The organism is Massilia agri (assembly GCF_024753255.1).
GTDB classification, from domain to species: Bacteria; Pseudomonadota; Gammaproteobacteria; order Burkholderiales; family Burkholderiaceae_D; genus Telluria; species Telluria agri.
On record NZ_JANUHA010000005.1, the window covers coordinates 173,133 to 200,058 of the forward strand.

At 66.2% G+C, this 26,926-nt stretch carries 24 protein-coding genes; 14 read left to right on the forward strand and 10 right to left on the reverse strand.

Going from position 1 to position 26,926, the window contains the following annotated elements; translation table 11 throughout:
• The first annotated feature begins 121 nt into the window (after positions 1-121).
• From NX780_RS09445 to NX780_RS09455, 3 genes are all read left to right on the forward strand, one after another.
• On the forward strand, positions 122-823 hold the full coding sequence (locus NX780_RS09445) for a ZIP family metal transporter (RefSeq protein WP_258827610.1): 702 nt from the start codon (positions 122-124) through the stop codon (positions 821-823).
• Between the two features lie 114 nt (positions 824-937).
• A complete protein-coding gene (locus NX780_RS09450) occupies positions 938-3,028 on the forward strand; it encodes a TonB-dependent receptor domain-containing protein (protein WP_258827611.1) in 2,091 nt (696 codons plus the stop codon).
• A gap of 5 nt (positions 3,029-3,033) precedes the next feature.
• The gene (locus NX780_RS09455; protein ID WP_258827612.1) at positions 3,034-3,417 is read left to right on the forward strand and encodes a MerC domain-containing protein; all 384 of its coding nucleotides are present in this window, start codon (positions 3,034-3,036) and stop codon (positions 3,415-3,417) included.
• A 93-nt stretch (positions 3,418-3,510) separates the two neighbouring features.
• Here the strand turns inward: NX780_RS09455 and NX780_RS09460 are convergent, their stop codons facing one another.
• The 5 genes from NX780_RS09460 to NX780_RS09480 are packed head-to-tail and all read right to left on the reverse strand — an operon-like array spanning position 3,511 to position 7,359.
• Positions 3,511-3,882: a Fur family transcriptional regulator gene (locus NX780_RS09460; RefSeq protein ID WP_258827613.1), complete on the reverse strand. Its 372-nt coding sequence runs from the start codon at positions 3,880-3,882 to the stop codon at positions 3,511-3,513.
• 8 nt (positions 3,883-3,890) lie between these two features.
• Positions 3,891-4,445, reverse strand: coding sequence for a hypothetical protein (locus NX780_RS09465; protein ID WP_258827614.1), 555 nt, complete (start codon positions 4,443-4,445; stop codon positions 3,891-3,893).
• A 25-nt stretch (positions 4,446-4,470) separates the two neighbouring features.
• Entirely contained in the window at positions 4,471-5,325 is an 855-nt protein-coding gene (locus tag NX780_RS09470; RefSeq protein WP_258827615.1) for a sulfurtransferase, read from the reverse strand.
• 9 nt (positions 5,326-5,334) lie between these two features.
• The gene (locus NX780_RS09475) at positions 5,335-6,255 is read right to left on the reverse strand and encodes a DMT family transporter (protein ID WP_258827616.1); all 921 of its coding nucleotides are present in this window, start codon (positions 6,253-6,255) and stop codon (positions 5,335-5,337) included.
• 3 nt (positions 6,256-6,258) lie between these two features.
• On the reverse strand, positions 6,259-7,359 hold the full coding sequence (locus NX780_RS09480) for an aromatic ring-hydroxylating oxygenase subunit alpha (protein ID WP_258827617.1): 1,101 nt from the start codon (positions 7,357-7,359) through the stop codon (positions 6,259-6,261).
• A 337-nt stretch (positions 7,360-7,696) separates the two neighbouring features.
• Here NX780_RS09480 and NX780_RS09485 point away from each other — a divergent pair, with 337 nt between their 5' ends.
• From NX780_RS09485 to dxs, 3 genes are read left to right on the forward strand one after another with little or no spacing between them, the layout of a single operon-like run.
• Positions 7,697-7,942 carry an exodeoxyribonuclease VII small subunit gene (locus NX780_RS09485; RefSeq protein WP_258827618.1) on the forward strand — a complete coding sequence of 82 codons (246 nt, stop codon included), beginning with the start codon at positions 7,697-7,699 and terminating at the stop codon, positions 7,940-7,942.
• Complete coding sequence (locus tag NX780_RS09490) at positions 7,939-8,832, forward strand: polyprenyl synthetase family protein (protein ID WP_258827619.1); 894 nt, start codon at positions 7,939-7,941, stop codon at positions 8,830-8,832. Before NX780_RS09485 ends, NX780_RS09490 begins: the two co-directional genes overlap by 4 nt.
• Positions 8,833-10,704, forward strand: coding sequence for a 1-deoxy-D-xylulose-5-phosphate synthase (dxs, locus tag NX780_RS09495; RefSeq protein WP_258827620.1), 1,872 nt, complete (start codon positions 8,833-8,835; stop codon positions 10,702-10,704).
• 93 nt (positions 10,705-10,797) lie between these two features.
• Here dxs and NX780_RS09500 read toward each other — a convergent pair whose 3' ends face one another.
• Together NX780_RS09500 and NX780_RS09505 are read right to left on the reverse strand one after the other, a co-directional pair.
• The gene (locus NX780_RS09500) at positions 10,798-11,493 is read right to left on the reverse strand and encodes a 2OG-Fe(II) oxygenase (RefSeq protein WP_258827621.1); all 696 of its coding nucleotides are present in this window, start codon (positions 11,491-11,493) and stop codon (positions 10,798-10,800) included.
• Between the two features lie 4 nt (positions 11,494-11,497).
• Positions 11,498-12,052, reverse strand: coding sequence for a cob(I)yrinic acid a,c-diamide adenosyltransferase (locus tag NX780_RS09505; RefSeq protein ID WP_258827622.1), 555 nt, complete (start codon positions 12,050-12,052; stop codon positions 11,498-11,500).
• 82 nt (positions 12,053-12,134) lie between these two features.
• Between NX780_RS09505 and NX780_RS09510 the strand changes: the two genes are divergently transcribed.
• The 5 genes from NX780_RS09510 (at position 12,135) to NX780_RS09530 (ending at position 18,424) form a co-directional block, all read left to right on the forward strand.
• Positions 12,135-13,628, forward strand: a complete 1,494-nt coding sequence (locus tag NX780_RS09510; protein ID WP_258827623.1) for an FAD-linked oxidase C-terminal domain-containing protein — start codon at positions 12,135-12,137, stop codon at positions 13,626-13,628.
• 3 nt (positions 13,629-13,631) lie between these two features.
• Complete coding sequence (gene glcE, locus NX780_RS09515; protein ID WP_258827624.1) at positions 13,632-14,678, forward strand: glycolate oxidase subunit GlcE; 1,047 nt, start codon at positions 13,632-13,634, stop codon at positions 14,676-14,678.
• A gap of 1 nt (position 14,679) precedes the next feature.
• Positions 14,680-15,906 carry a glycolate oxidase subunit GlcF gene (gene glcF / locus NX780_RS09520; protein ID WP_258827625.1) on the forward strand — a complete coding sequence of 409 codons (1,227 nt, stop codon included), beginning with the start codon at positions 14,680-14,682 and terminating at the stop codon, positions 15,904-15,906.
• A 49-nt stretch (positions 15,907-15,955) separates the two neighbouring features.
• Positions 15,956-16,270, forward strand: coding sequence for a hypothetical protein (locus tag NX780_RS09525; RefSeq protein WP_258827626.1), 315 nt, complete (start codon positions 15,956-15,958; stop codon positions 16,268-16,270).
• Positions 16,271-16,375: 105 nt separating this feature from the next.
• A complete protein-coding gene (locus NX780_RS09530; protein ID WP_258827627.1) occupies positions 16,376-18,424 on the forward strand; it encodes a glycoside hydrolase family 97 protein in 2,049 nt (682 codons plus the stop codon).
• A 121-nt stretch (positions 18,425-18,545) separates the two neighbouring features.
• Here the strand turns inward: NX780_RS09530 and NX780_RS09535 are convergent, their stop codons facing one another.
• Entirely contained in the window at positions 18,546-19,022 is a 477-nt protein-coding gene (locus NX780_RS09535; RefSeq protein ID WP_258827628.1) for a glutathione peroxidase, read from the reverse strand.
• 168 nt (positions 19,023-19,190) lie between these two features.
• Between NX780_RS09535 and NX780_RS09540 the strand changes: the two genes are divergently transcribed.
• Together NX780_RS09540 and NX780_RS09545 are read left to right on the forward strand one after the other, a co-directional pair.
• Positions 19,191-21,512: a TonB-dependent receptor domain-containing protein gene (locus NX780_RS09540; RefSeq protein WP_258827629.1), complete on the forward strand. Its 2,322-nt coding sequence runs from the start codon at positions 19,191-19,193 to the stop codon at positions 21,510-21,512.
• A 3-nt stretch (positions 21,513-21,515) separates the two neighbouring features.
• Positions 21,516-22,202: a pentapeptide repeat-containing protein gene (locus NX780_RS09545; protein ID WP_258827630.1), complete on the forward strand. Its 687-nt coding sequence runs from the start codon at positions 21,516-21,518 to the stop codon at positions 22,200-22,202.
• Between the two features lie 4 nt (positions 22,203-22,206).
• Here the strand turns inward: NX780_RS09545 and NX780_RS09550 are convergent, their stop codons facing one another.
• A complete protein-coding gene (locus NX780_RS09550) occupies positions 22,207-24,612 on the reverse strand; it encodes a TonB-dependent receptor plug domain-containing protein (protein ID WP_258827631.1) in 2,406 nt (801 codons plus the stop codon).
• A 245-nt stretch (positions 24,613-24,857) separates the two neighbouring features.
• On the opposite strand from NX780_RS09550, the gene NX780_RS09555 reads away from it, so the two are divergent.
• Positions 24,858-25,721: an alpha/beta hydrolase gene (locus NX780_RS09555; protein ID WP_258827632.1), complete on the forward strand. Its 864-nt coding sequence runs from the start codon at positions 24,858-24,860 to the stop codon at positions 25,719-25,721.
• A 64-nt stretch (positions 25,722-25,785) separates the two neighbouring features.
• On the opposite strand, the gene NX780_RS09560 is transcribed toward NX780_RS09555, so the two are convergent.
• Positions 25,786-26,922, reverse strand: a complete 1,137-nt coding sequence (locus tag NX780_RS09560; protein WP_258827633.1) for a PilT/PilU family type 4a pilus ATPase — start codon at positions 26,920-26,922, stop codon at positions 25,786-25,788.
• Positions 26,923-26,926 lie beyond the last annotated feature (4 nt).

Sequence of the window (26,926 nt, forward strand, 5' to 3'; positions counted from 1 at the left end):
GATTTGTCATTCGCAGTTGTGAAGCAAGTCCAGAACAAGAGGCTTCCAAATCGACCCCATCCTGAGTTCCATCCTGCTGGCGACCCTCGTCGCCGGCGTCGTCAGCATTACCGGCGCTGCCGTGTTTTCGTTCGCGCTGCTGTCGAAGGTGGTGGAACGGATGGTCAGCCTCTCGGTCGGCATCATGCTGGCCACCTCGCTGCTGCACGCGCTGCCGGAAGCCTTCGACTCCGGCGCCGACGTGCGCAGCCTGTTCGCGACCCTGCTGGGCGGCCTGCTGGCCTTCTTCGTGCTGGAAAAGCTGGCGATCCTGCGCCACTCCCACCACCACGAGGGTGACGGCCACCACCATGCCCACGGCCACGACGCCCACCAGGCCGGCAAGTCGGGCTGGATGATCCTGCTCGGCGACGCGATGCACAACTTCACCGACGGCATCCTGATCGCCGCCGCCTTCCTGGCCAACCCGGAACTGGGCATCGTGACGGCCCTGGCCATCGTCGCCCACGAGATCCCGCAGGAGATCGGCGACTTCATCGTGCTGCTCAATGCCGGCTTCTCGCGCCTGCGCGCCTACGTCTTCAACCTCCTGTGCAGCCTGATGTCGGTGCTGGGCGGCCTGCTCGGCTACTTCACCCTCGACAGCGCCAGCGGCCTGATTCCCTATGTGCTGGTGTTCGCGTCCTCGGGTTTCATCTACATCGCGGTCAGCGACCTGATGCCGCAGATGCAACGCCGCGCCACCGTGCGCGAATCGGTGCCGCAGGTACTGCTGATCGCGCTGGGCGTGGCGATCGTCGTCGCCCTCAATCACGCCAACTAAGCACGCCAACCAAGCACGCTTGCTGATTTCGATGTATTTTCCTCGATCTCAGTTTGCGTGTTTAATGATAATGACTTATCATTACCGCAGCTCATCGTCATAGGAAGCCGTTCCATGTCCGTTCGCACCCTTCAACGCACGCCGCTCGCGCTGGCGATCCTGTTCGCTTTTGCTCCTGTCGTCCACGCACAGACCGATTCCACCCGCCTGAAGACCGACCCGGACAGCGTGCCGACCGTCGTGGTCTCGGCCAGCACCCTGGGCGTGCTGGAAGACGACATGATCACCCCCGTGACCTCGCTCTCCGGCGGCGCCCTGGTGCGGGCACGCGAATCGACCATCGGCGAAACCCTGGCCAACCAGCCGGGCATCACCTCGAGCCACTTCGGCGCCGGCGCCAGCCGTCCGGTGATCCGCGGCATGGACGGCCCGCGCGTGAAGATCCTGTCCGACGGCGCCGAAGTGCAGGACGCCTCGACCATCAGTCCGGACCACGCCGTCGGCTTCGAGCCCGTCCTGGCCGAGCGCATCGAAGTGCTGCGCGGCCCCTCGGCGCTGGCTTATGGCGGCGGCGCCGTGGGCGGCGTCGTCAATATCCTGGACCGCAAGATCCCGACCAGGATGCCCGAGAAGCCGATCGAGGGCAGCATGGAAGTGCGCGCGAACTCGGTGGCGCGCGAGAAGACCGGCGCTTTCGAGGTGACCGGCGGCGCCGGCAACATCGCCGTGCATGCCGAAGGCGTCAAGCGCGATGCCGGCGACTACCGCGTCGGCAAGGACTGGAATGAAGGCCGCCGCGTCAACGGCAGCTACAAGGAAACCGAGAGCGGCACCGTGGGCCTCTCGTGGGTGGGCGAGCGCGGCTACATCGGCGCGGCCTACACCAAGGAACGCACCGAATACGGCATCCCCGGCCACAACCACGAGTTCGCAAGCTGCCACCCGCATGGCGACCACCTGCACTGCGGCGGCCATGGCCACGAGGAGGAGGAAGAGGAAGGCCACGACCACGATCACGAACACGAGCATGGCGAGGAGGTGCCGGTCGTGAAGCTCGACAGCGACCGCTGGGACGTGCGTGGCGAATACCGTAACCCGATGGCCGGCATCACCAAGGCCCGCCTGCGCGCTTCCTTCACCGACTACCGCCATGACGAACTCGAAGAGGGCGTGGTCTCCACCAGCTTCCTGAACAAGGGCCATGACGTGCGCGTCGAGATGGAGCACGCGCCGGTCGGCGGCGTGCGCGGCGTCTTCGGCCTGCAGACCACCCGCCGCGACTTCAACACCATCGGCGAGGAAGCCTATGTGCCGCCGACCGTCACGAAGAAGCACGCGGCCTTCCTGACCGAGGAATACAAGCTGGACAACTGGCGCTTCGAAGCGGGCCTGCGCCACGAATGGCAGGACATCAAGGTCGATAGCGCCACCGTGAAGGACACCGACGCGCGCGGCACCTCGGTGGCTTTGGGCGCGGTCTGGAAATTCCAGCCCCAGTATTCCCTGCGCGCCGGCATCTCGCGCAGCCACCGCCTGCCGACCGCCGAGGAACTGTACGCGGACGGCGTGCACCTGGCCACCGCGACCTACGAGATCGGCAACCAGGACCTGGGCAAGGAAACCTCGAACAATATCGACGTCACCCTGCGCAAGTTCGAGGGCGACACCACCTTCTCGCTGAGCGCCTTCCACAACCGCGTCGACAACTACATCTATGCGCACACGCTGGACGACCACGAAGGCTTCCAGCTGGTGGAATACGCCCAGCGCGACGCCACCTTCACGGGTCTCGAAGGCGAAGTGCGCCACAAGTTCTCGAACATCGTCGAGGGCACGCTGTTCGGCGACATGGTGCGCGCCCGTTTCGACAATGCGGGCGAGGGAAGCCGCAACATCCCGCGCATCCCCGCCCACCGCATCGGCGCGCGTGTGAATGCGGACTGGCAGTCCTGGCACGGCATGGTGGAAGTGGTCCGCGTCGGCAAGCAGGACCGGGTCGGCGATTTCGAAGAGCGCACGGGCGGCTACAACATGGTCAACCTGGGCGGCCACTACACGACCCGCATCGGCGGCGTGCCGGCGCAGATCTACGCCCGCATCAACAACCTGACGGACCAGCTGGCCTTCAGCCACACGTCCTTCATCAAGGAAGCGGCGCCGCTCCCGGGCCGTAACATCACGGCAGGGTTGCGCTTCGTCTTCTGATGGTGATGAAGAACCTGATCCGCTTCGCCGACTACGCCGGCATGGCGGCATCCGCGCTGTGCCTCGTGCACTGCCTCGCGATGCCGCTGCTGCTGGCGGCCTTTCCGCTGCTGGGACTGGGTGGGGAGCATCACGCCCTGCACGATGCGCTGCTGCTGGGCGTGACGGCGCCGGTCTTGCTGGCGCTGGTGCCGGGCTACCTGAAGCACCGCGACCCGGTGGCACTAATGCTCGGCGTGGCGGGGCTGGTGTGCTTCCTGGTGGCCGTGTTCGTGCTGGGGCCGCGGATCGGCGAGATGGCGGAGACGGTGGGCGCGGTGGTCAGCAGCGTGCTGCTGCTGGGCGCGCATCTGCGCAACCACCGCTATTGCAAGGATTGCCGTTCGTAGGGTGGTCGGGTTCCCCGACCGCGCGTTCAACACGCGGATGCGTGGTAGCGACTCATTCTTTAGCTGAACGCGCGGTCGGCAGAGCCGACCACCCTACGAACGGCAGTTGCTGCACAAGCCGTACAAGGTCAACTCGTGCGATTCCAGCACGAAGCCATCCGGCGTCAGCTTCTGCATATCCCCCGGGCAGGCATGCACCTCGTACACCTTGTCGCAGGCGCGGCAATGGAAGTGATGGTGGTGCCCGTGCCCGGCGATTTCATAACGGTCGCCCCCACCCGGCAGCGACACCGTGGTGATCTCGCCCGCCTCCAGCATCGACTTGATGTTGCGGTAGACCGTGGCCAGGCCCATGCCCGGCACCGCTCCTTGCGCGTGTTCGAGGATTTCCTGCGGGGCGAGCGGGCGGCCGGCGTCGGCCATCGACTGGTGGATCGCCTTGCGCTGCCGTGTGTTGCGTTCCATGGCTTACCCTATTTCTTCGCGCGCAGGGATTCGAGCTCGGCGCGCAGGGCGCTGCGCTCGGCATAGGACTTGTCGAGCTGGCCGCGCAGGGTCTTGAGTTCGGACTCGAAGTTGTCGCGTGCCGTGGCGGCGCCGACCAGTTCCATTTCGGCGGCCAGGCGCGCATCGGATTCGGCCGCCTGGGCCGCGACGTTGCGCTCGAGCTGGGCGCGCAGCTCGGTCAGCTGGCGGTCCTTGCCGTCGATGGCCAGCTGGTCCTTCGCCTTGCTGACCAGGGCGTCGGCCGCCACCTTGCGCGCGTCGCGCAGCTCGGTGTTCAGGCGCTCGATCTCGGCTTCCAGCTCGCTCGAGGCGGCCAGGGCCTGGTCGCGCGCGGCCTCCAGCTCGGCGCTGGTCTCGCGCAGCTCTTCCGCCTCGGATTCCAGCTGGGCCAGCGCTTCGCGCGCCGGCGCGGCGGTCTGCTCGGCCACCTGCTGGACCCAGCTGGAGAGCGCAGTGGCCACCGCTTCCGGAATCTCCGGCAGCGCCACGGCATTGTCTTTTGTTTCTGCGTTATCGTTCATTGCGTTCTTCTTCATGTGCCGCCTCTCAGGCCGGGCCGGTGGCGATCGGGCGGGTGGGATTGCTGACCCATTCGCTCCACGATCCCGGGTACAGGGCGGCGCCGGGCAGGCCGGCGATTTCCATCGCCAGCAGGTTGTGGCAGGCGGTCACGCCGGAGCCGCACTGCATGATGGCTTGTTCCGGGCGTTCCACCAGCCTGGTGAAATCGGCGCGCAGGGCGTCGGCGTCCTTGAAGCGGCCGTCCGCCTGCAGGTTGTCCTTGAAAAAACGGTTCTTCGCGCCGGGGATATGACCGCCGACCGGATCGATGGTTTCGTTCTCGCCGCGGAAGCGGTCGGCCGCGCGCGCATCGATCACGGTGCGCTCGCCGTTCTGGAGGTTCAGCATGACGTCGACCACGGTCACGGTCGGCACGAAGGGCGCGCGCACGGTGATGTTCCCGCGCGGCTTGGCTGGCGCCTCGGTGGACAGGGGCTGGCCGAGCGACTGCCAGGCCGCCATGCCGCCGTCGAGCACCGCGACCGCTTCGTGGCCGAGCCAGCGCAGCAGCCACCACAGGCGCGCGGCGAACATGCCGCCGTGGGCGTCGTAGGCCACCACCTGGGAGTCGTCGTTGACGCCCCAGCCGCGCAGGGTCTCGATCAGGGCCTCTTTCTCGGGCAGCGGATGGCGGCCGCGGAAGACGCCGTCGGCGCCGCGCTTGGCGCCCGACAGCTGGGTCTCGATGTCGCCGAACACGGCGCCGGGCAGATGGCCGATGGCATAGCCTTCGCGGCCGGCCGCCAGGTTCGTCAGGTCGTGGCGGCAGTCGACCACCACGATGTTCGGGTCACCAATGCGTTCGGCAAGGTCGGCGGCGCTGATCAGGGTTGTGTACATGAAGTCTCCTCAGGTTTCGCTGGCGATCGGGTCGGTATCCTTGACCACGGCGCCCTTGGACGTGCTGCGTGTATTGTAGAACGTCGCGGCGATGCCGGACGCGAGGATGACGCCGATGCCCAGCCACACATGCCAGTCGAAGGTGTCGCCCCACAGCGCCAGGCCCCACAGGCTGGAGAATACGATGCCGGTGTACTGCAGGTTGGCGACCACCAGCACCTTGCCGACGCGGTAGGCGCGCGTCATCGCCATTTGCGCCATCAGGGCCGTGATGCCGATACCGAGCAGCAGCAGGCCACTGCCCGGCGTATGGCTCTGGAACACGGCGTCCTTCGGGCCGTCGCCCAGCAGCGTGCCGGCCAGGCCCGCCAGCGCCGTGGTGAGCGAGAAGTAGAACACCACGCGGTATTCCGGCTCGCCCATCTGGCCGAGCTTACGCACCTGCATATACGCCATGGCCGAAATCACGGACGAGCACACGCCGGCCAGGCCGCCCAGCCACTGATTGGACTCGAACGCCGGCTGCAGCACCAGGGTCACGCCGAAGAAGCTCATGGCGATGGCCAGCACCAGCGGCCATTCCGGCATCTTGGTCCCGCGCCACCAGCCGACGCCGAACATGAAGGCCGCGATCCAGATCGGCGCCATGTAGTTGAGGGTGACGGCGGTCGCCAGGGGCAGGCGGGTGATCGCGAAGAACCACAGCCACAGCGAGATCACGCCGACCGCGCTGCGCCAGAGGTGGGCTTTGGGGAAGACGGTCCGGAAGGTGCCGCCGCGGTGGCGGACGATCATGAAGAGCACCAGCGTGCCGATCAGGCCGCGGTACATCACGAGTTCGGAGGTGGAGTAGAACTCGGACGCCAGCTTCACGCCCGCGCCCATGGCGGCGAACGCGAAGCTGGCGAACAGCATCCAGAGTGACGCCATCCCTTACAGTTCCAGCCTGCTGCGGTACCACTCGTGGAAGTGCTGCATGCCGTCTTCCATCGGCGACTGGTAGGGGCCGACTTCGCTGACGCCGCGCTCGAGCAGGATCTTGCGGCCGGCGTCCATGCGCAGGGCGATCTCGTCGTCCTCGACCGCGGTTTCCATGTAGGCGGCGCGCTCGGCTTCCACGAATTCGCGCTCGAACAGCACGAACTCCTCGGGGTAGTAGAACTCGACCACGTTGCGGGTCTTCTGCGGGCCGATCGGCCACAGGGTCGACACCACCAGCACGTTCGGATACCACTCGACCATGATGTTCGGGTACAGGGTCAGCCAGATGGCGCCGTACTTCGGCGGCTGGCCGTTGTTGAACTTCAGGACCTGTTCCTGCCACTTCTTGTAGGCCGGCGAACCCGCCTTCTGCAGCGCGCGGTTCACGCCCACGGTCTGGACGCTGTAGTCGCGGCCGAATTCCCACTTCAGGTCGTCGCACGAGACGAAGTTGCCCAGGCCCGGGTGGAAGGGCTCGACGTGGTAATCCTCCAGGTAGACCTCGATGAAGGTCTTCCAGTTGTAGTCGCACTCGTGGATCTCGACGTGGTCGAACATATAGCCGCTGAAGTCGAGGTCCTTGGTCACCTCCATGTTCTTCAGCTTGTCCATCACGTCGTAGCCGTTCTGTTCGAACAGCAGGCCGTTCCAGTTCTGCAGCGGCGTCTTCGACAGGTTCAGGCAGGGCGTCTCCGGGAAATGCGGCGCGCCGATCAGCTGACCCTTCAGGTCGTAGGTCCAGCGATGCAGCGGGCACACGATGGTGTTCGCATTGCCGCGGCCATTGAACATCAGCGCCTGGCGATGGCGGCAGACGTTGGACAGCACTTCGATGCCGCCCGCGTTGCGGACCAGCATACGGCCTTCGTTTTCGGATGCAAGTGTCGCGAAATCGCCGAGCTCCGGCACCATCAATTCGTGGCCGACGTAGCGTGGGCCCTTGTGAAACAGTTGCTGCAGCTCGCGCTGCATCAGCGCATTATCAAAGTAGACATCTACCGGAAGCTGTGCGCACGAGCGCGCCAGCTTGGCGTGGGTAGCCAGATCGGACATCCCAACCCCCCTTTAATCAAGTACCACCAAAGAAGAGAAAGAATCCAAAGACCAGTAATCGTAGAGAAGAGGAATACGGTGTTTCGGACAGAACCGGAGATTATACCGTGGAAACACGGTAGAGGGGGTGCGGTCCGTCGCGCGCAAGGGACGAGACCGTAGAAATAAGTTGTTGAAAAATCACGGATTTCATGAGGGGAGGGAGGCGCTACTGTAAAATGTGGTCAAGCGGGCAAGTTGCGTTCGATGCAATGTGCGCCCCTCGTGAGGTTGGATTGATCTAAAATACGCGATTGGACCGACCCATGGCGCACCCTTGCGCCCTTACTCAATAGCTATGTCAAACAATACGAACAGCGCAACGCCCGAATCCTTCGAAGGCGCGATGGCGGAGCTGGCCCAGCTCGTCTCGCAGATGGAGTCCGGCCAGCTGCCGCTGGAAGCCTCGGTGGCCGCCTATGCGCGCGGTTCCGAACTGGTGAAATACTGCGCGGCCCAGCTGGAAAAGGTCGAGTCCCAGGTCAAGGTCCTTGAAGGCGACATGCTCAAGCCCTTCTCGGAAGCCGACGAGGGCGATCAATGATGGGCCAGGATTTCGGCACCTGGATGCAGGGCGTGCAGGCGGACGTCGAGCGCGCGCTGGAGAACTATCTGCCGGCGGCCAGCGCCGTCCCGGCCAAGCTGCATGAGGCTATGCGCTACACGGCCCTCGGCGGCGGCAAGCGCGTGCGCCCTCTGCTGGCCTATGCCAGCGGCGCCCTGTTCGGCGGCGACGCGCAGGCCCTGGCGCGTGTCGCCAGCGCGGTCGAGATGATCCACGTGTATTCGCTGGTCCACGACGACATGCCCTGCATGGACGACGACGACCTGCGCCGCGGCAAACCGACCGTGCACGTCGCCTACGACGAAGCCACCGCGCTGCTGGTCGGCGACGCGCTGCAGGCCCAGGCCTTCCAGACCCTGGCCGACATCGACACGGTGCCCCCGGCGCGGCTGGTACAGATGCTGCGACTGCTGGCCGAAGCCGCGGGTTCCGCTGGCATGTGCGGCGGCCAGGCGATCGACCTCGATAGCGTCGGCCTGTCGCTGACGCGCGATGAACTCGAGCGCATGCACCAGCTGAAAACCGGCGCCATGCTGCGCGTCTCGGTGATCCTGGGCGCCCTGTGCGGGAAAGACCTGACGTCGACCGAACTGGAAGCATTGAAAGCCTATTCGAAGGCGATCGGCCTGGCCTTCCAGGTGGTCGACGACGTGCTCGATGCGACGGCCGATTCGGCCACGCTGGGCAAGACCGCGGGCAAGGACGCGGCCGACAACAAACCGACCTATGTGTCGATCCTTGGGCTGGACCAATCGAAGGAGCTGGCCGAGCAACTGCGGCGTGAAGCGCACGAAGCGCTGGCGCCATTCGGAGAACAAGCACAGCGGCTGCGCGAACTCGCGGACCTGATCGTGCAGCGGAAGGCATAAATGAAACTGCTAGAGACCATCAACGACCCCGCGGACCTGCGCCAGCTCCCGCGCACGCAACTGACCCCGCTCGCCACCGAGCTGCGCCAGTTCCTGCTCGATTCCGTCTCCAAGACCGGCGGCCACCTGTCCTCGAACCTGGGGACGGTCGAACTGACCATCGCGCTGCACTATGTCTTCAACACCCCGCACGACCGCATCGTGTGGGACGTGGGCCACCAGACCTACTCGCACAAGATCCTCACCGGCCGCCGCGAGCGCATGCCGACCCTGCGCCAGCTGAACGGCCTGTCGGGCTTCCCCAAGCGCGACGAGAGCATCTACGACACCTTCGGCACCGCCCACTCGTCGACCTCGATCTCGGCGGCCCTCGGCATGGCGAAAGCCGCCAAGCTGAAAGGCGAGGACCGCCACGCGATCGCCGTGATCGGCGACGGCTCCATGACCGCGGGCATGGCCTTCGAGGCCCTGAACAATGCGGGCGTCGAGGAGGACTGCAACCTGCTGGTGGTCCTGAATGACAACGACATGTCGATCTCGCCGCCGGTCGGCGCGCTCAATCGCTACCTCGCGCGCCTGATGAGCGGCCAGTTCTACGCGGCCGCCAAGACCGTGGGCAAGAGCGTGCTGCCGGGCCCCGTGCTGGACCTGGCGCGCAAGCTCGAGGAGCACGCCAAGGGCATGGTGGTCCCGGCCACCATGTTCGAGGAGTTCGGCTTCAACTACATCGGTCCGATCGACGGCCACGACCTGGATTCCCTGATCCCGACCCTGGAGAACATCAAGAAGCTCAAGGGCCCGCAGTTCCTGCACGTGGTGACCAAGAAGGGCCAGGGCTACAAGCTGGCCGAAGCCGAGCCCATCCTCTACCACGGCACCGGCAAGTTCAACCCGACCGAGGGCATCAAGCCGGCCAGCGCGCCGAGCAAGATCACCTACACCGAGGTGTTCGGCAACTGGCTGTGCGATATGGCGGCCGTCGACAAGCGCCTGGTCGGCATCACGCCGGCGATGCGCGAAGGCTCGGGCATGGTGCGCTTCCACCAGCAGTACCCGGAGCGCTACTTCGACGTCGGCATCGCCGAACAGCACTCGGTCACCTTCGGCGCCGGCATCGCCACCGAAGGCCTGAAACCGGTCGTCGCGATCTACTCGACCTTCCTGCAGCGCGCCTACGACCAGCTGATCCACGACGTGGCCCTCCAGAACCTCGACGTGACCTTCGCGCTGGACCGCGCGGGCCTGGTGGGCGCCGACGGCGCCACCCACGCCGGCAACTACGACCTGGCCTACCTGCGCTGCATCCCGAACATGGTCGTCATGGCCGCGTCCGACGAAAACGAATGCCGCCAGATGCTGACCACCGGCTACCACTATCCTGGCCCGGCCGCGATCCGCTACCCGCGCGGCGCCGGCATCGGCGCAGCGATCCAGCCGGAGCTCAGCTCGATCGAGATCGGCAAGGGCGTGGTGCGCCGCGAAGGCAAGGGCATCGCCATCCTGGCCTTCGGCTCGATGGTTGCCCCGAGCATCGCCGCCGGCGACGAGCTGAACGCGACGGTCGCCAACATGCGCTTCGTGAAGCCGCTCGACGTGGAACTGGTCAAGCGCCTGGCGAAGGAGCACGACTACCTGGTGACGGTGGAAGAGGGTTGCGTCATGGGCGGCGCGGGCGCCGCCGTGATGGAAGCGCTGGCGGCTGAAGGCATCGCCAAGCCGGTGCTGAACCTGGGCCTGCCGGACAAGTTCATCGACCAGGGTGACCCGGCGGCCTTGCTGGCTTCGGTTGGCCTGGATGCCAAGGGCATCGCTGCCTCGATTCGTGCGCGTTTCGCGGCGGGCGAGCCCCGCCTGGTCGTCATTAACTCGTAGGGTGGACGGCTTCGCCGTCCGCGCGTTCAACTCCCGGTGGCCTTGTGGCCACGCTTGCACTGGCTGAACGCGCGGTCGGCAGAGCCGACCACCCTACGATCCGAACAGCGTTTCCGCGCGCTGGAACAAAATCCACGACGTCGCGATGTACTTGTCGCCACTACGTGACACATGCCCCTTGTGGGTATGCGTGAACCCCGCCGGCGCAATCACCAAGCGCCCCTGGCGCGCTTCCACCTTCCGGTCCTGGTACAGGAACTCGGTCTCTCCGCCATCTTCCACATCGTTCAGGTAGAACTGCCACAGCAGCACCCGGTGCAGGGTCTCGCAGCTCGTGTTCTGCGGGTAGATCTCGGAATGCCAGTGGTGGTAGCCGCCCGTGCCCTGCAGGTACTTCTGCAGGTTGACGTGCCCCACGCGATAGATCGACTGCATCAGCTCCACGATGTTCGGCGTGCCGAACTCGCTGAAGTTATCGGGCGACAGCGTCACCGGCTCGCCCGTTTGCGGATGCGCGACCTGCGGCGACAGCGCGCCGATCAGGAGCATCCGGTACTTGTCCATATACTGCGCCAGGTGGCGCGCCATGGTCTGGGTCAGCAGGGCGCCGACGTCGTCCCATTCGGCCAGGCCATTGATGGTCAGGTCGTAGCTGTCCTTCTTGCTGACATCTACCCCGTTGCCGGTGCGGCCGCGCGCCACCTTGCCGCTCGCATCGAAGCGCGCGCGGATGGCGTCGCACTGCTCGGCGCTGAGCGCCCCGTCGTAGACCCCGATGAAGTCGTCCATGGGCTCAACCGCGCTTGCGCTCGTGCTGCCAGAGCACGTCGCTGCCGCCGGCGAAACGGTTCAGCACGCGGGCCAGGACGAACATCAGGTCCGACAGGCGGTTCACGTATTGGCGCGGGTGAGGGCGGATCTGCTCGGCATGCGACAGCGCCACGATACTGCGCTCGGCGCGGCGGCAGACGGTGCGGCAGACGTGGGCCAGGGAGGCCGCGCGCGAGCCGGCCGGCAGGATGAATTCCTTCAGGATCGGCAGGTCGGCGTTGTACTTCTCGAGCAGGCCGTCCAGGCGCGCCACATGCTCGTCCTTGATCATCTCGTAGCCAGGGATGCACAGCTCGCCGCCCAGGTCGAACAGGTCGTGCTGGATCGAGATCAGCTCTTCGCGCAGCTCAGGCGGCATCTCTTCGCACAGCAGCAGGCCCACGAAGGAGTTCAGCTCGTCGACTTCGCCGAGCGAATGGATGCGTGCGCTGTCCTTGCCGGTGCGGCTGCCGTCGCCCAGGCCGGTGGTGCCGTCGTCACCGGTGCGGGTGGCGATTTTGGAAAGTCGGTTGCCCATGATGCTGCCTTATGCAATATGTTAAAAAAACGATAGGGCGAGCATACGACAAAACGCGACAATTGTGCCTACAATTGGCGGAATGACCGCTCCCATTTCCGTTCCGGCCGAACGGCGCCGCCAGGTTGCTGACGCGCTGCGCGCGCGCCTACCGGCGCATTTGGCAAATTCGGTCGTCCTCTCCGACCCCGAAGACACCCGTCCCTATGAGTGCGACGGCCTGGCCGCCTACCGCCAGCTGCCCATGATCGTGACCCTCCCCACCAGCGAAGAGCAGGTGCTGGAGATCCTGGACATCTGCCGCGAACTGAAGGTGCCGATCGTGCCGCGCGGCGCCGGCACCGGCCTGTCGGGCGGCGCGCTGCCGATCGCGGACGGCGTCGTGCTCTCGACCGCGCGCCTGAACCGCATCGTCAGGCTTGACGCCCATGCGCGCACCGCCGTGGTCCAGCCCGGCGTGCGGAATCTCGCCATCTCCGAAGCGGCCGCCCAGTACGGCCTCTACTACGCTCCGGACCCGTCCTCGCAGATCGCCTGCACCATCGGCGGCAACGTGGCCGAGAACTCGGGCGGCGTGCACTGCCTCAAATATGGCCTGACGGTCCACAACGTGCTGCGCGTGCGGGTCGCCACCATCGAGGGCGAGATCATCGAACTGGGCAGCGAAGCATTGGATGCGCCCGGCCTGGACCTGCTGGCCGTCTTCATCGGCTCGGAGGGCATGCTCGGCATCGTGACGGAAGTGACGGTCAAGCTGGTGCCGAAGCCGGCCGTGGCCCAGGTCATCATGGCGTCCTTCGGCGACGTCGTCACCGCCGGCAATGCGGTGGCCAGCATCATCGCGGCCGGCATCATCCCGGCCGGCCTCGAGATGATGGACCGCACCTCGGTGCGCATGGTCGAGCCTTTCGTCCACGCCGGCTACGACGTGGACGCCGCCGCCATCCTGCTGTGCGAGGCCGACGGCACGCTGCTCGAGGTGGCGGAAGAGATCGAACGCATGAAGGCCGTGTTCGAAGGCGCCGGCGCGACGGCGATCGCGGTGTCGCAGAGCGAGGCGGAGCGCATGCGCTTCTGGTCCGGCCGCAAGAACGCTTTTCCGGCGGCGGGCCGCATCTCGCCGGATTACTACTGCATGGACGGCACCATCCCGCGCAAGCAGCTGGCCCGGGTCCTGCAGGGCATCGAGCAGATGGAGAGCACCTTCGGCCTGCGCTGTTCCAACGTCTTCCACGCCGGCGACGGCAATATGCACCCCCTGATCCTGTTCGACATGAACCAGCCCGGCGAATTCGAACGCGCCGAAGCCTTCGGCGCCGCCATCCTGGCCCTGTGCGTCGAGGTCGGCGGCACCATCACCGGCGAGCACGGCGTGGGCATGGAGAAGATCAACTCGATGTGCGTGCAGTTCGGCCGCAAGGAGCTCGACGCTTTCTTCGAGGTCAAGCGGGCTTTCGATGCGCCCATGCTGCTCAATCCGGACAAGGCGATCCCGACGCCGCACCGCTGCGCCGAGTTCGGCAAGATGCACGTGCATGGCGGCGGGCTGCCTTTCCCCGACTTACCGCGTTTCTGAACCATGCGATCGATCGAACAATTCCAGGAACGCGTGCGCGCGGCAAGCGCCGACAAGAGGCCGCTCCGTATCCGTGGCGGCGGCAGCAAGGACTGGTATGGCCAGCGCCTCGAGGGTGAGATCTTCGACACGCGCGGCTATGCCGGCGTTGTCGACTATGAGCCGACCGAGCTGGTGATCACCGCGCGCTGCGGCACGCCCCTCGCCGAGATCGAGGCTCTACTGGGCGAGCGGAACCAGATGCTGGCCTTCGAGCCGCCGCATTTCGGTCCTGACGCCACGCTCGGCGGGACGATCGCCGCCGGCCTGGCCGGCCCGCGCCGCGCCAATAGCGGCGGAGTGCGCGATTTCGTGCTCGGCGCGAAGCTGCTGGACGGGAAGGGCGATGTCCTGCGCTTCGGCGGCCAGGTCATGAAGAACGTGGCCGGCTACGACGTCTCGCGCCTGCTGGCCGGCTCGCTCGGCACCCTCGGCCTGCTGCTCGAGGTGTCGGTCAAGGTCCTGCCACGGCCCATCGCCGAAAAGACGCTGCGCCTCGAGATGGGCGAGATCGACGCCATCCGCACCCTCAACGAGTGGGGCGGCCAGCCCTTGCCGATCTCCGCCAGCTGCTGGCACAACGGCCTGCTGTGCCTGCGCCTGTCCGGCGCCCAGGCGGCGGTCGACGCGGCGGTGCGCCTGATCGGCGGCGAGACCGTGCCCAATTGCGCCAGCTTCTGGGCCGGCATCCGTGAACAGCAGCATCCCTTCTTCGGGGGCGATGGCGCGCTGTGGCGCCTGTCCCTGCCGTCGACCAGCCCGGTACTGGCCCTTGGCGGCACCCAGCTGGTCGAGTGGGGCGGCGCCCAGCGCTGGCTGCGTACCGAACTCGATGCCGACAGCATCCGCCGGAGCAGCGCGGCAGTGGGAGGCCACGCGACCCTGTTCCGCGGCGGCGACAAATCCTGCGGCGTGTTCCAGCCGCTGGCGCCCGCCGTCGCCCGTATCCACGAACGCCTGAAGGCTTCCTTCGATCCGGCCCACATTTTCAATCCGGGACGAATGGTCTGATATGCAAACCAATCTGGCCGACTTCATCCGGGACACGCCCGAGGGCAAGGAAGCGCAAGCCATCCTGCAGGCCTGCGTGCACTGCGGCTTCTGCACCGCCACCTGTCCCACTTACCAGCTGCTGGGCGACGAGCTCGATGGCCCGCGCGGACGCATCTACCTGATCAAGCAGGTGCTCGAGGGGGCCGAGCCCACCCGCAAGACCCAGCTGCACCTGGACCGCTGCCTCACCTGCCGCAACTGCGAGAGCACCTGTCCCTCGGGCGTGAAGTACGGCCGCCTGGTCGACATCGGCCGCCGCGTCGTGGAAGAGCGCGTGCCGCGTCCCTTCAAGGACCGCGTGAAGCGCACCACCCTCAAGGAATTTCTGCCGCGCACAAGCTGGTACAAGCCCGCCTACCGCACCGGGCTGTCGGTGCGTGCGCTGCTGCCGAAAGCCCTGCAGGACAAGCTGCAGCCGGCGCGCAATCCAGGCAGCATGCCCACGCGGACGCACGCCCGCAAGATGCTGGTGCTGGAGGGCTGCGTGCAGCCTGCGATGGCCCCCAACATCAACGCCGCCACCGCGCGCGTGCTGGACGCCTTTGGCGTGCAGCTGATCACCGCGCCGAAGGCCGGCTGCTGCGGCGCCGTGCGCTACCACCTGAACGACCAGGAAGCGGGCCTGGACGACATGCGCCGCAACATCGACGCCTGGTGGCCCTATGTGGAATCGGGCGAAGTGGAAGCGATCGTGATGACCGCCTCCGGCTGCGGCGTCACCGTGAAGGAATACGGCCACCTGCTCGCGCACGACGAGCATTACGCCGCGAAGGCCGGACGCATTGCCATGCTGACGCGCGACCTGTCCGAGATCCTGGTCGAGTTCGAGGAGGTGCTGGCGAGCAGGCTGGCAGGGAAGGTGGACAAGCGCGTCGCCTGGCATCCGCCCTGCACCTTGCAGCACGGCCAGCAGATCCGCGGCAAGGTGGAAAGCCTGCTGCGCGCCGCCGGCGTGGAAGTGCAGCTGTGCGCCGACAGCCACTTGTGCTGCGGCTCGGCCGGGACCTATTCGGTGCTGCATCCCGAGATCGCGCACGAACTGCGCGACCGCAAGCTGGCCAACCTGGAGGCGACGGGCGCCACCGAAATTGTCTCGGCCAATATCGGCTGCATCACCCACCTGCAATCGGGGACCGCGACGCCTGTGAGGCACTGGATCGAATTGATCGACCGGGCGCTCGCCTGAGGACAGCTGGCCTATACTGTCGGACTGTCCCATTACCGAAGGTTTTACCGTGAGTTTCGCATTCCAGCTCGTGCGCGAAGACGAAGGCATGCCGCCCGCCGTCGTGTTCGAGGATACGACCAGCCCGGGCCTGGTGCCCGTGTGGGAAGCGGTCGGCGTCTACGACGCGCTCTACAACAGCGATGGCAAGCTGGCGCGCGACGTCTCGCGCGCCATCGCCCATGGACTGGACCGGGTCAGCGAAGACCCGTCCCTGGCCCAGCTCATGCCGCCCGGCCTGTCTCAGGGTGAGGCGATCCGCTTCCTCGAGAACGTCAACCGTGCCTGCACCACCCATGGGGCGGCCTGGATCCAGACCCGTTGAACCCGTTCTGGTAGTCGAATTACATCTTTTTGTCATAAGATGTCGGTGCTCGTCCGTATAAGAGGTAGTTTTGCTACCGCTCGCCGATAAAGACAAGGAGACCCGATGTTCGTCCGCCGTCCCGCCGCCACCTTCGCTGCCCTGGCTGCATCCTGCCTGTTCGCCCTGCCCGCATGGGCGCAAGAAGTCATCGCGCGCGCCGCCTCGCCCGGTGACGTCATCAAGGTGGAAGTCCAGAAGGATGGCATGGGCAAGCTCGCCTACACCATCTCGCGCAACGGCAAGGAAATCATCGCTCCCTCGCGCCTGGGCTTCAACCTCGCCAATGCGCGCAAGCTCGATGGCGGCTTCAGCCTGCGCAAGCAGGCGGTCAGTGACCACGACAGCACCTGGGAACAGCCTTGGGGCGAGCGCCAATTCGTGCGCAACCGCTACCGCGAGCTGCGCGTCGACCTCGAGCAGAAGAGCCAGGCCGGCCGCCAGCTCGCCGTGGTGTTCCGCATCTATGACGACGGCGTCGGCTTCCGCTACGAATTCCCGGCGCAGAAGCAGCTGCCGGTCGCCGAGATCATCGACGAGCTGACCGAGTTCACGGTGGCCCGTCCGGCCACCGCCTGGTGGATCCCGGCCGCAGAGCTGCCGGGCCTGGAGGAAGAGATCCGCGAAGCGCCGCTCAAGGAGATCGGCATCGCCAACACCCCGCTGACCGTGCGCCTGGACGACGGGACCCACATCGCCTTCCACGAGGCGGCGCTGGTGGATTACGCCAGCATGTGGCTGCGCAAGGTCGACGGCCAGAAGCTGCGCGCCATGCTGGCGCCGTCGCCGAGCGGCCCGGCCGTCGTGCGCGAAGGCGCCTTTGTCACGCCGTGGCGCACGCTGCAGATCGCCAGCAACGCGGCCGGCCTGTACATGTCGGACCTGGTGCTCAATCTGAACGAACCGAACAGGCTGGGCGACGTGTCCTGGGTGAAGCCCTCGAAATTCGTCGGCGTCTGGTGGCAGATGCACCTGCAGAGCGGCACCTGGAACGCCGGGCCGAACCACGCGGCCACCACCGCCAACACGAAGAAATACATCGACTTCGCCGCGAAGCACGGCATGCGCGGCGTGCTGGTCGAAGGCTGGAACAAGGGATGGGAGAGCGACTGGGGCCACGGCGGCGCCGACTTCAGCTTCACCGAGCCCTATCCCGACTTCGACCTGACCGGCCTGGCGGCCTACGCGAAGTCGAAGGGCGTGCGCCTGATCGGCCACCACGAGACCGGCGCCAACATCGTCGCCTACGAGAAGCAGATGGATGCGGCCTACAGGCTGTATGCGAAGCTGGGCGTGGACAGCATCAAGTCGGGCTATGTGCACGAGGCGGGCAGCGCGCTGTTCCCGGGCCGCGACGGCAAGCCGCGCTACGGTCACTACGATTCGCAGGAGGGCGTGCGCCACTTCCTGAAGGCCGTGACGGAAGCGGCCAAGTACAAGCTGTCGATCGACACCCACGAGCCGGTCAAGGACACCGGCCTGCGCCGCACCTACCCGAACTGGCTGACGCGCGAAGGCGCGCGCGGCGTCGAGTACAACGCCTGGGGCAATCCGCCCAACAGCGTCGACCACGAAGCCAAGCTGGTGTTTACCCGCATGCTGAGCGGCCCGATGGACTATACGCCGGGCGTCCTGAGCCTGGTGGGCGCGGACGGCAAGACCTTCAACTCGACCCAGGCCAAGCAGCTCGCCAACTTCGTCGTGATCTATTCGCCGATCCAGATGGCGGCCGACCTGCCGGAGAACTACGAGAAGTACCCGGCGGCCTTCAAGTTCATCAAGGACGTGCCGACCGACTGGGCCGACACCCGCGTGGTCAACGGTGAGGTAGGCAGGTTCGCGACCATCGCGCGCAAGGACCGCGCCAGCGACGACTGGTACGTCGGCGCGGTGACCGACGGCGAAGCCCGCACGCTGCCGCTGGCGCTGGACTTCCTCGACAAGGGCAAGCGCTATACCGCCGAAATCTACCGCGATGGCGACAGCGCCGACTACCGCAGCGCGCGCCGCTTCGACCTGGTGACGGAAACGAAGACCGTCACTGCGGGCGATACGCTGCAGCTGCGCCTCGCGCCTGGTGGTGGCCAGGCGATTCGCCTGACCCCGCAGAAGTAATCCGTAGGGTGGACGGCTCCGCCGTCCGCGCGTTCAACCAAACGATGCGCCGCCACGTCTCAACCGGGAGTTGAACGCGCGTTCGGCGAAGCGTGCTCCAGTCCACTGGACTGGAACACCCCTACAAAAGTTTCTCGATATCTTCGGCGATATCCGCCGGGGCCGTCTGCGGCGCGTAGCGCTTGACGACCTCCCCATCACGCCCGACCAGGAACTTGGTGAAGTTCCACTTGATCCCCTCCGTCCCCAGCACCCCCGGCTTTTCCTGCTTCAGGTACTTGAACAGCGGATGCGCCGCGTCGCCGTTGACGTCGACCTTGGCGAACATCGGGAAGCTCACCCCATAGTTCTTCTCGCAGAAGGCGCCGATCTCGCTTTCCGTTCCTGGTTCCTGCTTGCCGAACTGGTTGCAGGGGAAACCCAGCACGGCCAGGCCGCGCGCGCCGTACTGGCGGTGCAGCTCTTCCAGGCCCTTGTACTGCGGCGTGAAGCCACATTCGCTGGCGGTGTTGACCACCAGGAGCACCTGGCCGCGGAAGCGGTCCAGGGAAACCGGCTGGCCGTCGAGGGCATTGGCGCTGAAGTCGAATACGTTCATGTCAGGCTCTGTGTAAAGTTTGGTTAATAAAACCGCAGTGTAGGTCAAACCGCACTATGGCGCTTGATCGAGTCATATGCACGTCATCCAGCCTTGTTATCTTTTGTTACAAACATTAAGAAGCCGACATGCGACAATCGCTCGCCTTAACTGTCGAGCTCGCTTTTCATGCCTACCCCACGCCACACCGCACACTTGCCCCGCCTGTCCCTGATCGCCCGTCTCGTTGCCGGCACCTTCCTCGTCCCGTTCGCAGCCAATGCGCAGGAAGCCCCGCAGCAGGCCACGCAGGCAGCGCAAGCGCAGGCGAAACCGGCGCAGCCGGCGCCGCAGGTCGTGAGCCAGGCCCCTGAAGCGCCGCCTGCCGGCGGCACCGCGGTATCGACCGTGAACGTCACCGCGAACAAGACCACCAACCGCATCGACCGCCAGGTCTACGACGTCAAGTCCGACCCGGCCAGCTCGAACGACACCGTGGCCGACACCCTGAACAAGGTGCCCTCGGTCGGCGTCGACCCGGACGGCAACGTCACGCTGCGCGGCCGCAGCAATGTGCAGATCCTGGTGGACGGCAAGCCGTCGGCCATGTTCCAGGGCGATAACCGCGCCGCGGCGATCAATGCGATTCCCGCAGCCGACCTCGAATCGGTCGAGGTCATCAACAATCCCGGCGCGCAGTTCGGCAACGAAGGCGGCGGCGGCCCGATCCTCAACCTGGTGATGCGGCGCGAGCGCAGCCCGGGCGGCTTCGCGGCGCTCAACGCCAACGTCGGCAGCGCCGGCCGCTACAACACTTCGGGCTTCGGCAGCTACACCTCGGGACGCTTCAGCGTGCAGGGCGCGGCCTATCGCCGCCACGATCACCGCGACAACACCGGCGAAACCCGCCGCGAGCGCATCGACCCGGTGACGGGGGCCGTCACCAGCAGCACCCAGTTCAGCAGCGGCGTGAACAACACCGACTCGGCCGGCTTCAACGCGGGCCTGACCTATAACTGGGGCGACAAGGACGTGCTGGGCGCGACCGCCAGCTTCGCCGAGAACAACAACGATGGCGGCTCGAGCGAGCGCTATCGCAGCGTGAGCGCGGCCGGCGTGGTCGACAGCGAGTACGAGCGCATCACCCGGCGCGACAACAAGAACCGCAACTACAGCCTGGGCGCGCGCCTGGACCACAAGGGCGAGAAGCCCGGCGAAACCTTCAAGATGGACCTGCGCCTGTCGGGCAACGACGGCGACAGCGACGCGCGCTACAACACCGACTACACGGTGCGCCCACGCAATGCCAGCGCGCCCAACAGCCGCCAGGACGGCCTGAACGAGACCCGCATCGCGGACTTCACCGGCGACTACGAGCTGCCGGGCGCGCACGGCGTGATGAGGCTGGGCTACAAGGTGGCGCGCAACGAGAGCACCTTCGACAACGCCTTCTTCGACATCGGCGCGGGCGGCAGCGAGAGCGTGAACACCCAGCGCACCAACCGCTTCGAGCTGACCGACATGACCTACGCGCTGTACGGCAGCTACCAGTGGCGCGTGAACGAGAAGTGGGGCGTGCAGGGCGGCCTGCGCGCGGAATACGCGGACCTCGACATGAACCAGGTCACGACCAGCATCCGCGCCAGCAACCATTATTTCGACGCGATCCCGAGCGCCTTCGTCACCTACGGCCTGTCCGACGACACCACGATCCGCCTGAGTTACGCGCACCGTATCCGCCGTCCGAACGCGGGCGAGCTGAACCCCTTCGTCGTCTACCGCGACGAACTGAACCTCTCCTCGGGCAACCCGGAGCTGCAGCCGACCAACACGGATTCGCTGGAGCTGGGCGTGGAAACCAAGATCGGCAAGGTCGACACCACCGTGCGCGCCTACGCGCGCCGCGAAAGCGACCTGATTTCCGAGCGCCGCTACCTGCTGGCCAATGACGTCTTGCTCACCACGCGCGAGAATTCGGGCAGCAGCCGCTCGGGCGGCATCGAGTTCAACTTCAGCGGCCGCGCCACGGACAAGCTGATGATCAACGTGAACGGCAACGTCGGCTATTCGGAACAGACGGTGCTGGGCAGCACGCTCGACGACAAGCGTTCGGCGACCTCGATCAGCGGCCGCGCGCGCATCGCCTACCAGCTGAACCAGGCGAACTTCTTCCAGCTGATGCTCAACGCCCAGGGCAAGACCCTGTTCGGCGAGGGCTACCGCCAGCCGGTGCGCACGGCCGACTTCAGCTACCGCCACAACCTGTCGCCGGCACTGAGCCTGGTCGTCAACGTCAACGACCTGTTCGATTCGCAGAAGTCGGAATCGATCACCGAGACCGACGTGCTGCGCGAATACAGCCTGCGCCGCTTCGGCGGCCGCATGGCCTATATCGGCCTGTCCTACCGCTTCGGCAGCTTTGGCAATGCGGGCAATCGCCGTCCGATGTTCATGGGGCCGGGCGGTCCTGGTCCTGGCCGCTTCATGGGCGGCGGCGGTCCGGGCCGCTGATCCATGCCCCGCCAGACCATTATCTTCAACGGCGACGCGCCCACGCGCGCCGCCATCGAATCCTCTCTCGCTGCAAACCGCCTGCTGGTCTTCGAAGACTGCGACCTGTCGAACGCCGACCTGTCGCGGCTCGACCTGCAGGACGCGGTCTTCCGCAACTGCCAGCTGCCCGATTCCTCCCTTTACGCGGCAAAGCTGGGCCGCACGCGCTGGACGCGCTGCCGTGCGGGCCACGCCGATTTCGAGTCCGCCGACCTGGTCGACGCGCTCTTCGAATCCTGCGACCTCAATAACAGCGGCTGGCGCCGCGCGCGGCTGGCCTCCTCTACCTTCCGCAGCTGCAAGCTGACCGGCGCCCGCTTCGAGGAAACCAGCCACCTGGCGCTCACTTTTGAAGACACGCTGCTGGTCGGCGCCGACCTGCGCCGCATGTCATTCCGCAAGGCGCTTCTCAAGGGGCTGGATTTTTCGGATGCGGACCTGTCGGGCTGCGACTTCCGCGAAGCGGTATTCGAAGGGGGGAGCTTGCGCGACGCCCACATCAAGGACACGCGCTTCGAGGAGGCCGACCTGCGCGAGGCCGACCTGGGCGGATTGAAACTGGCGAATGCCAGGCAGTTCCTGGGGGCGACCATCTCGGCGCGCCAGGCGGCCGAGATGGTGCGCTCGATGGGACTGAACGTCGCCTGAGTGCTTACCAGGTATAGCCGGCCTTCAGGTAGAAGTAGCGGCCATTGAAGCCGTTCGGCGCCCACACGCTGTAGGGCTGGGTGCCGTTCACGTTCAGGTTGGAACGCGAGGTCACCTGGGCCGGGTAGCGGTTGGTGACGTTGTCGATGCCGGCCGTCAGGCGCCACTGGCTGGCGATGCGCACGCTGGCGGACAGGTCGAGCACCCATTGCGGATCATAGGTCTGGTCCAGCGCCGGGTCGTTCTGCGGCACCGTGAACTTGCCGTAGCGGGTGACGACGGCGCGGCCGTTCCAAATGCCCCGGGTGTAGTCGCCCGAGAGGCTCAGCTTGTCCTTGGGGGAGCCGACGGTCAGGCGGTTGACGGTCTGGCGGTCCACCAGCACGAGATTCTGTTCCGACAGCACGGCGGGCGAGGCCGCCACGCGCTGCACTTCGTTGTCGTTGTGGTTGTAGGCCAGCGTCAGGTCGGTGCGGGCGCCTCCCGCCAGGTTCAGGCGATAGGTGCTGACGATGTCCACGCCCTTGGTGCGGGTGTCGACGGCATTGGTGAAGTAGCGTGCTGCGCCAACGTAGATATTCTGGGCGGCCAGTGCGCTGGCCAGTCGCGGCGCATTCGCCAGCTGCAGGTTCGACGAGAACACGATGCGGTCGTCGATGTCGATGCGGTACAGGTCGACGGTCGTGGTCCAGTTGCGGGTCGGCTGCCATTGCGCGCCGATGCTCAGGTTGCGCGCCTTCTCCGCCTTCAGTGGCTGGGCGCCCAGGGCCGCGGCTGCGGCGCTGCCGACTGGGAAAGTGCCCGTTTCGACCAGGGCGCTGCTGCCGTTCACCAGCAGGGTATTGGTCGTCGTGATCGTGTAGAAGGACTGGGCCAGCGAGGGCGCACGGAAGCCGTTCGACACGGTGCCGCGCAGCGCGAAGCCTGGCGTGAAGGCGTAGCGGGCCGAGGCCTTGGCCGAGGTGGTGTTGCCGAAATCGCTGTAGCGCTCATGGCGCAGCGCGAAGGCGCCGGACAGCGCCTTCGTGATGTCGCCTTCCAGGTTCAGGTAGACCGATTTGTTGTTGCGGCTGTTCTTGCCGGCGTTCTCGGGACGGAAGCCCGAATAGCCCTGGGCACCCGTGCCGAACCAGGAATTCGCTTCGCCGGCGCCGATCTCGTAGGACTCGTGGCGCGCCTCCAGGCCCAGCGCCACCGTCAGCGGGCCGCTCATGAAGGACACCGGAAACTCGCGCGCCACGTCCAGGTTGGCCAGGTTCTGCGTCGAGGTCAGCTCGCCCGCGTAGAAGCGGGTCGGGCTGGTGGCGCCCAGGCTGTAGTTGACGGTATTGGCGACGTCCAGCTCGAAGCGGTTGCGGCCGTGGTTCAGGCTCGCATCCCAGCGCCAGCCGGCCAGCTCACCGCGCAGGCCGGTCACGATCGACGAGTCGGTCGAGGTGCTGTCGAGCAGCGGCTGGAAGCCTTCCGGATACAGGGGTGAGCGCAGCGTGGTGCGGCTGTCGTTGGTATAGGCGGTGCGGAAGGTCGCGGCCGAGGAGGTCTCGCGCTTGCCGTAGTTGGCGAAGGCGTACCAGTCGATGTCGTCGTTGATCCGCACCTGGCTGTTGAGGAACAGCGTGCGCGGACGGCTGTCCGGATCGCCGTAGCGCTGGGTGATGCTGCCCTGGCGCGGGCCGGCCGATGGGCGCGGGTCGGCGAAGGAGCGGTTGGTGGCATTGCGGTCGGCCGCTTCGACGGCCACGCGCAGCCAGCCGTCCTCGCCCAGCTTGAAGCCGGTCGAGGCGCGCACGGTGGCCTGCTCGCCGTCGCCCTTGTCGAACTGGCCGTAGACGACTTCGGCTTCACCGCCCTCGGCGCCTTTTTTCAGGATGATGTTAACCACGCCGGCGATCGCGTCCGAGCCGTATTGGGCCGCGGCGCCGTCGCGCAGCACTTCGATGCGCTCGATCGCCGCCAGCGGGATCGCGTTCAGGTCGACCGGCGCCGAGCCGCGCCCCAGGGTGCCGTTGACGTTGACGACGCTCGAGGCGTGGCGGCGCTTGCCGTTCACCAGCACCAGGGTCTGGTCGGGCGACAGGCCGCGCAGCTGCGCCGGACGCACCGCGTCGCTGGCATCGGCCCCGCTCGGGCGCGGGAAGTTCATCGAGGGCAGGAGGCGCGACAGCACGGTGGCGAGCTCGCCGGAACCGGTGCTCAGCAGCTCCTTGCTGCCGATGACGTCGACCGGCGACTCCGAATCGAGGGTGCGGCGGTTCAGCGAGCGGGTGCCGGTGACCACCACGGATTGCAGTTCGGCGGCTGGCGCTTGCGGCGCGTCCTGGGCAACAGCGACTGGCGGGGCGATCGATGCGATCAGGCCGAGCACGAGGACGGCGCGGGCGGGATTGGCGTGGGAATGCTTGCAGCTCATGGCTTCCTTCTTTGTTCTTGCATGGGTTGCGGCGGCACTGCGGCCGCCGGAGGGAAGCAAGCTTAACAGTCGCTGCAGTGCAGCAGAAATACCGATTTGTCCTATGCTTATGCATAAGCCACAATGAATTGACAAGCTTTTGCGCTGTGTCAAAAAATGCGTGAAACGCCGTCGGAATCGCGCAAGAACTCCGTAATCTGGCCAGGTCGCGGCCTGCGCGCCGCAGCCAGCAAACGGAGGATGTCATGGCGAAGGCTCCCAGCGAAGAGACCGTCGACGGCAAGGACGGCAACCAGATCTTCTTCCGCTGCTGGCGTCCCGAGGGGCCGCCCAGCGCCCTGGTCGTGATCTGCCACGGCGTCAACTCGCACAGCGGGCAATACGATTGGACCGCGCGCCAGTTGGTGGAAAACGGCTTCGTCGTGTATGCACTCGACCTGCGCGGGCGCGGCAAGTCGAGCGGGGAACGCTTCTTCGTCGGCGATGTCGAGGACTACGTGGGCGACCTCGCCACCATGATCGAGCTGGCCAAGACACGCGAGCCCGGCCTGCCGGTGTTCCTGCTGGGGCACAGCGCGGGCGGGGTGGTGTCCTGCGTGTACACGCTCGAGCACCAGGCCGAGATCGATGGCCTGATCTGCGAGAGCTTCGCCTTCCGCGTGCCGGCCCCCGGCGTCGTCCTCTCGGTCATCAAGGGCCTGAGCCACGTGGCGCCGCACCTGCGCGTCCTGAAGCTGCACAACGAGGATTTTTCACGCGATCCGGAGGCGGTGCGCGCGCTGAATGCGGACCCGCTGATCGCGGACGAGGTGCAACCGGCCAGCACCGTGGCGGCGCTGGTGCGCGCCGATGAAAGGCTGGAGAAGGAATTCGGCCGGATCACCCTGCCGGTCTTGATCATGCATGGCACCGTCGACAAGGCCACCGTGCCGGCCGGCAGCGAGTTTTTCTACCAGCACGCCGGCTCGCCGGACAAGACCCTCAGGCTCTACGAGGGCCATTACCACGACCTGTTCAATGACTATGGCAAGGAGGAGGTGCTGCTGGAAACCACGCAATGGATCCGGCAGCACCTGCCCACCTCGAACCGGGCCGGCATGGGGGCCTAGCCGGCAGGCGCAAAGAAAATGGGGCGCCGAGGCGCCCCATGGGTTTCCGTGGCAAGGCACCGGCTCAGACGATGCCGAGGTGCTCCATACCTGCCGAGAAATCGCGGTTCTTCGCGTGCTTGGAATTGAGCTTGATGTTCAGGCGCAGGTCGTTCACCGAGTCCGCATTGCGCAGCGCGTCTTCGTACGTGATCTTGTCCGCCTCGTAGAGGTCGAACAGGGCCTGGTCGAAGGTCTGCATGCCCAGCTCGCGCGACTTCTTCATGATCTCCTTGATCTCGTGGACGTCGCCCTTGAAGATCAGGTCCGAGATGAGCGGGGAGTTCAGCAGGATCTCCATCGCCACCACGCGGCCCTTGGCTTCCTTCTTCGGAATCAGGCGCTGCGAGATCAGGCCCTTGAGGTTGAGCGACAGGTCCATCAGGAGCTGCTGGCGGCGCTCTTCGGGGAAGAAGTTGATGATGCGGTCCAGGGCCTGGTTGGCGCTGTTGGCGTGCAGGGTCGCCAGGCACAGGTGGCCGGTTTCCGCAAACGCGATCGCATGCTCCATGGTCTCGCGGTCGCGGATCTCGCCGATCTGGATCACGTCCGGGGCCTGGCGCAGGGAGTTCTTCAGCGCCGCCTCGAAGCTGTCGGTGTCCACGCCCACTTCGCGCTGCGTAATCACGCAGTTGCGGTGCGGGTGGACGAATTCGACCGGGTCTTCGATGGTGATGATGTGGCCGTAGCTGTTCTCGTTGCGGTAGCCGACCATCGCCGCGAGCGTCGTCGATTTACCGGAACCCGTGGCGCCGACCATGATGACCAGGCCGCGCTTGGTCATGATCACGTCCTTCAGGGTTCCCGGCAGGTCGAGGTCCTCGAACTTCGGGATGGTGGTGGTGATCACGCGCAGCACCATGCCCACGCAGCCCATCTGCATGAAGGCCGAGACGCGGAAGCGCCCCAGGTCGCCGGGGCTGATCGCGAAGTTCGCCTCCTTCGAGAGTTCGAAGCCGGCGGCCTGCTTGTCGTTCATGATGGCGCGCGCCAGGTCGGCCGTGTGCGAGCCGGTCAGCGGCTGGCTCGACACCGGCGTCATCTTGCCGTCGATCTTGATCGCGGGCGGGAAGCCCGCGGTGATGAAGAGGTCCGAGCCGCCCTTGCTGGTCATCAGGCGCAGCAGGTCGAACATGAACTTGGATGCCTGGTCGCGTTCCATACCT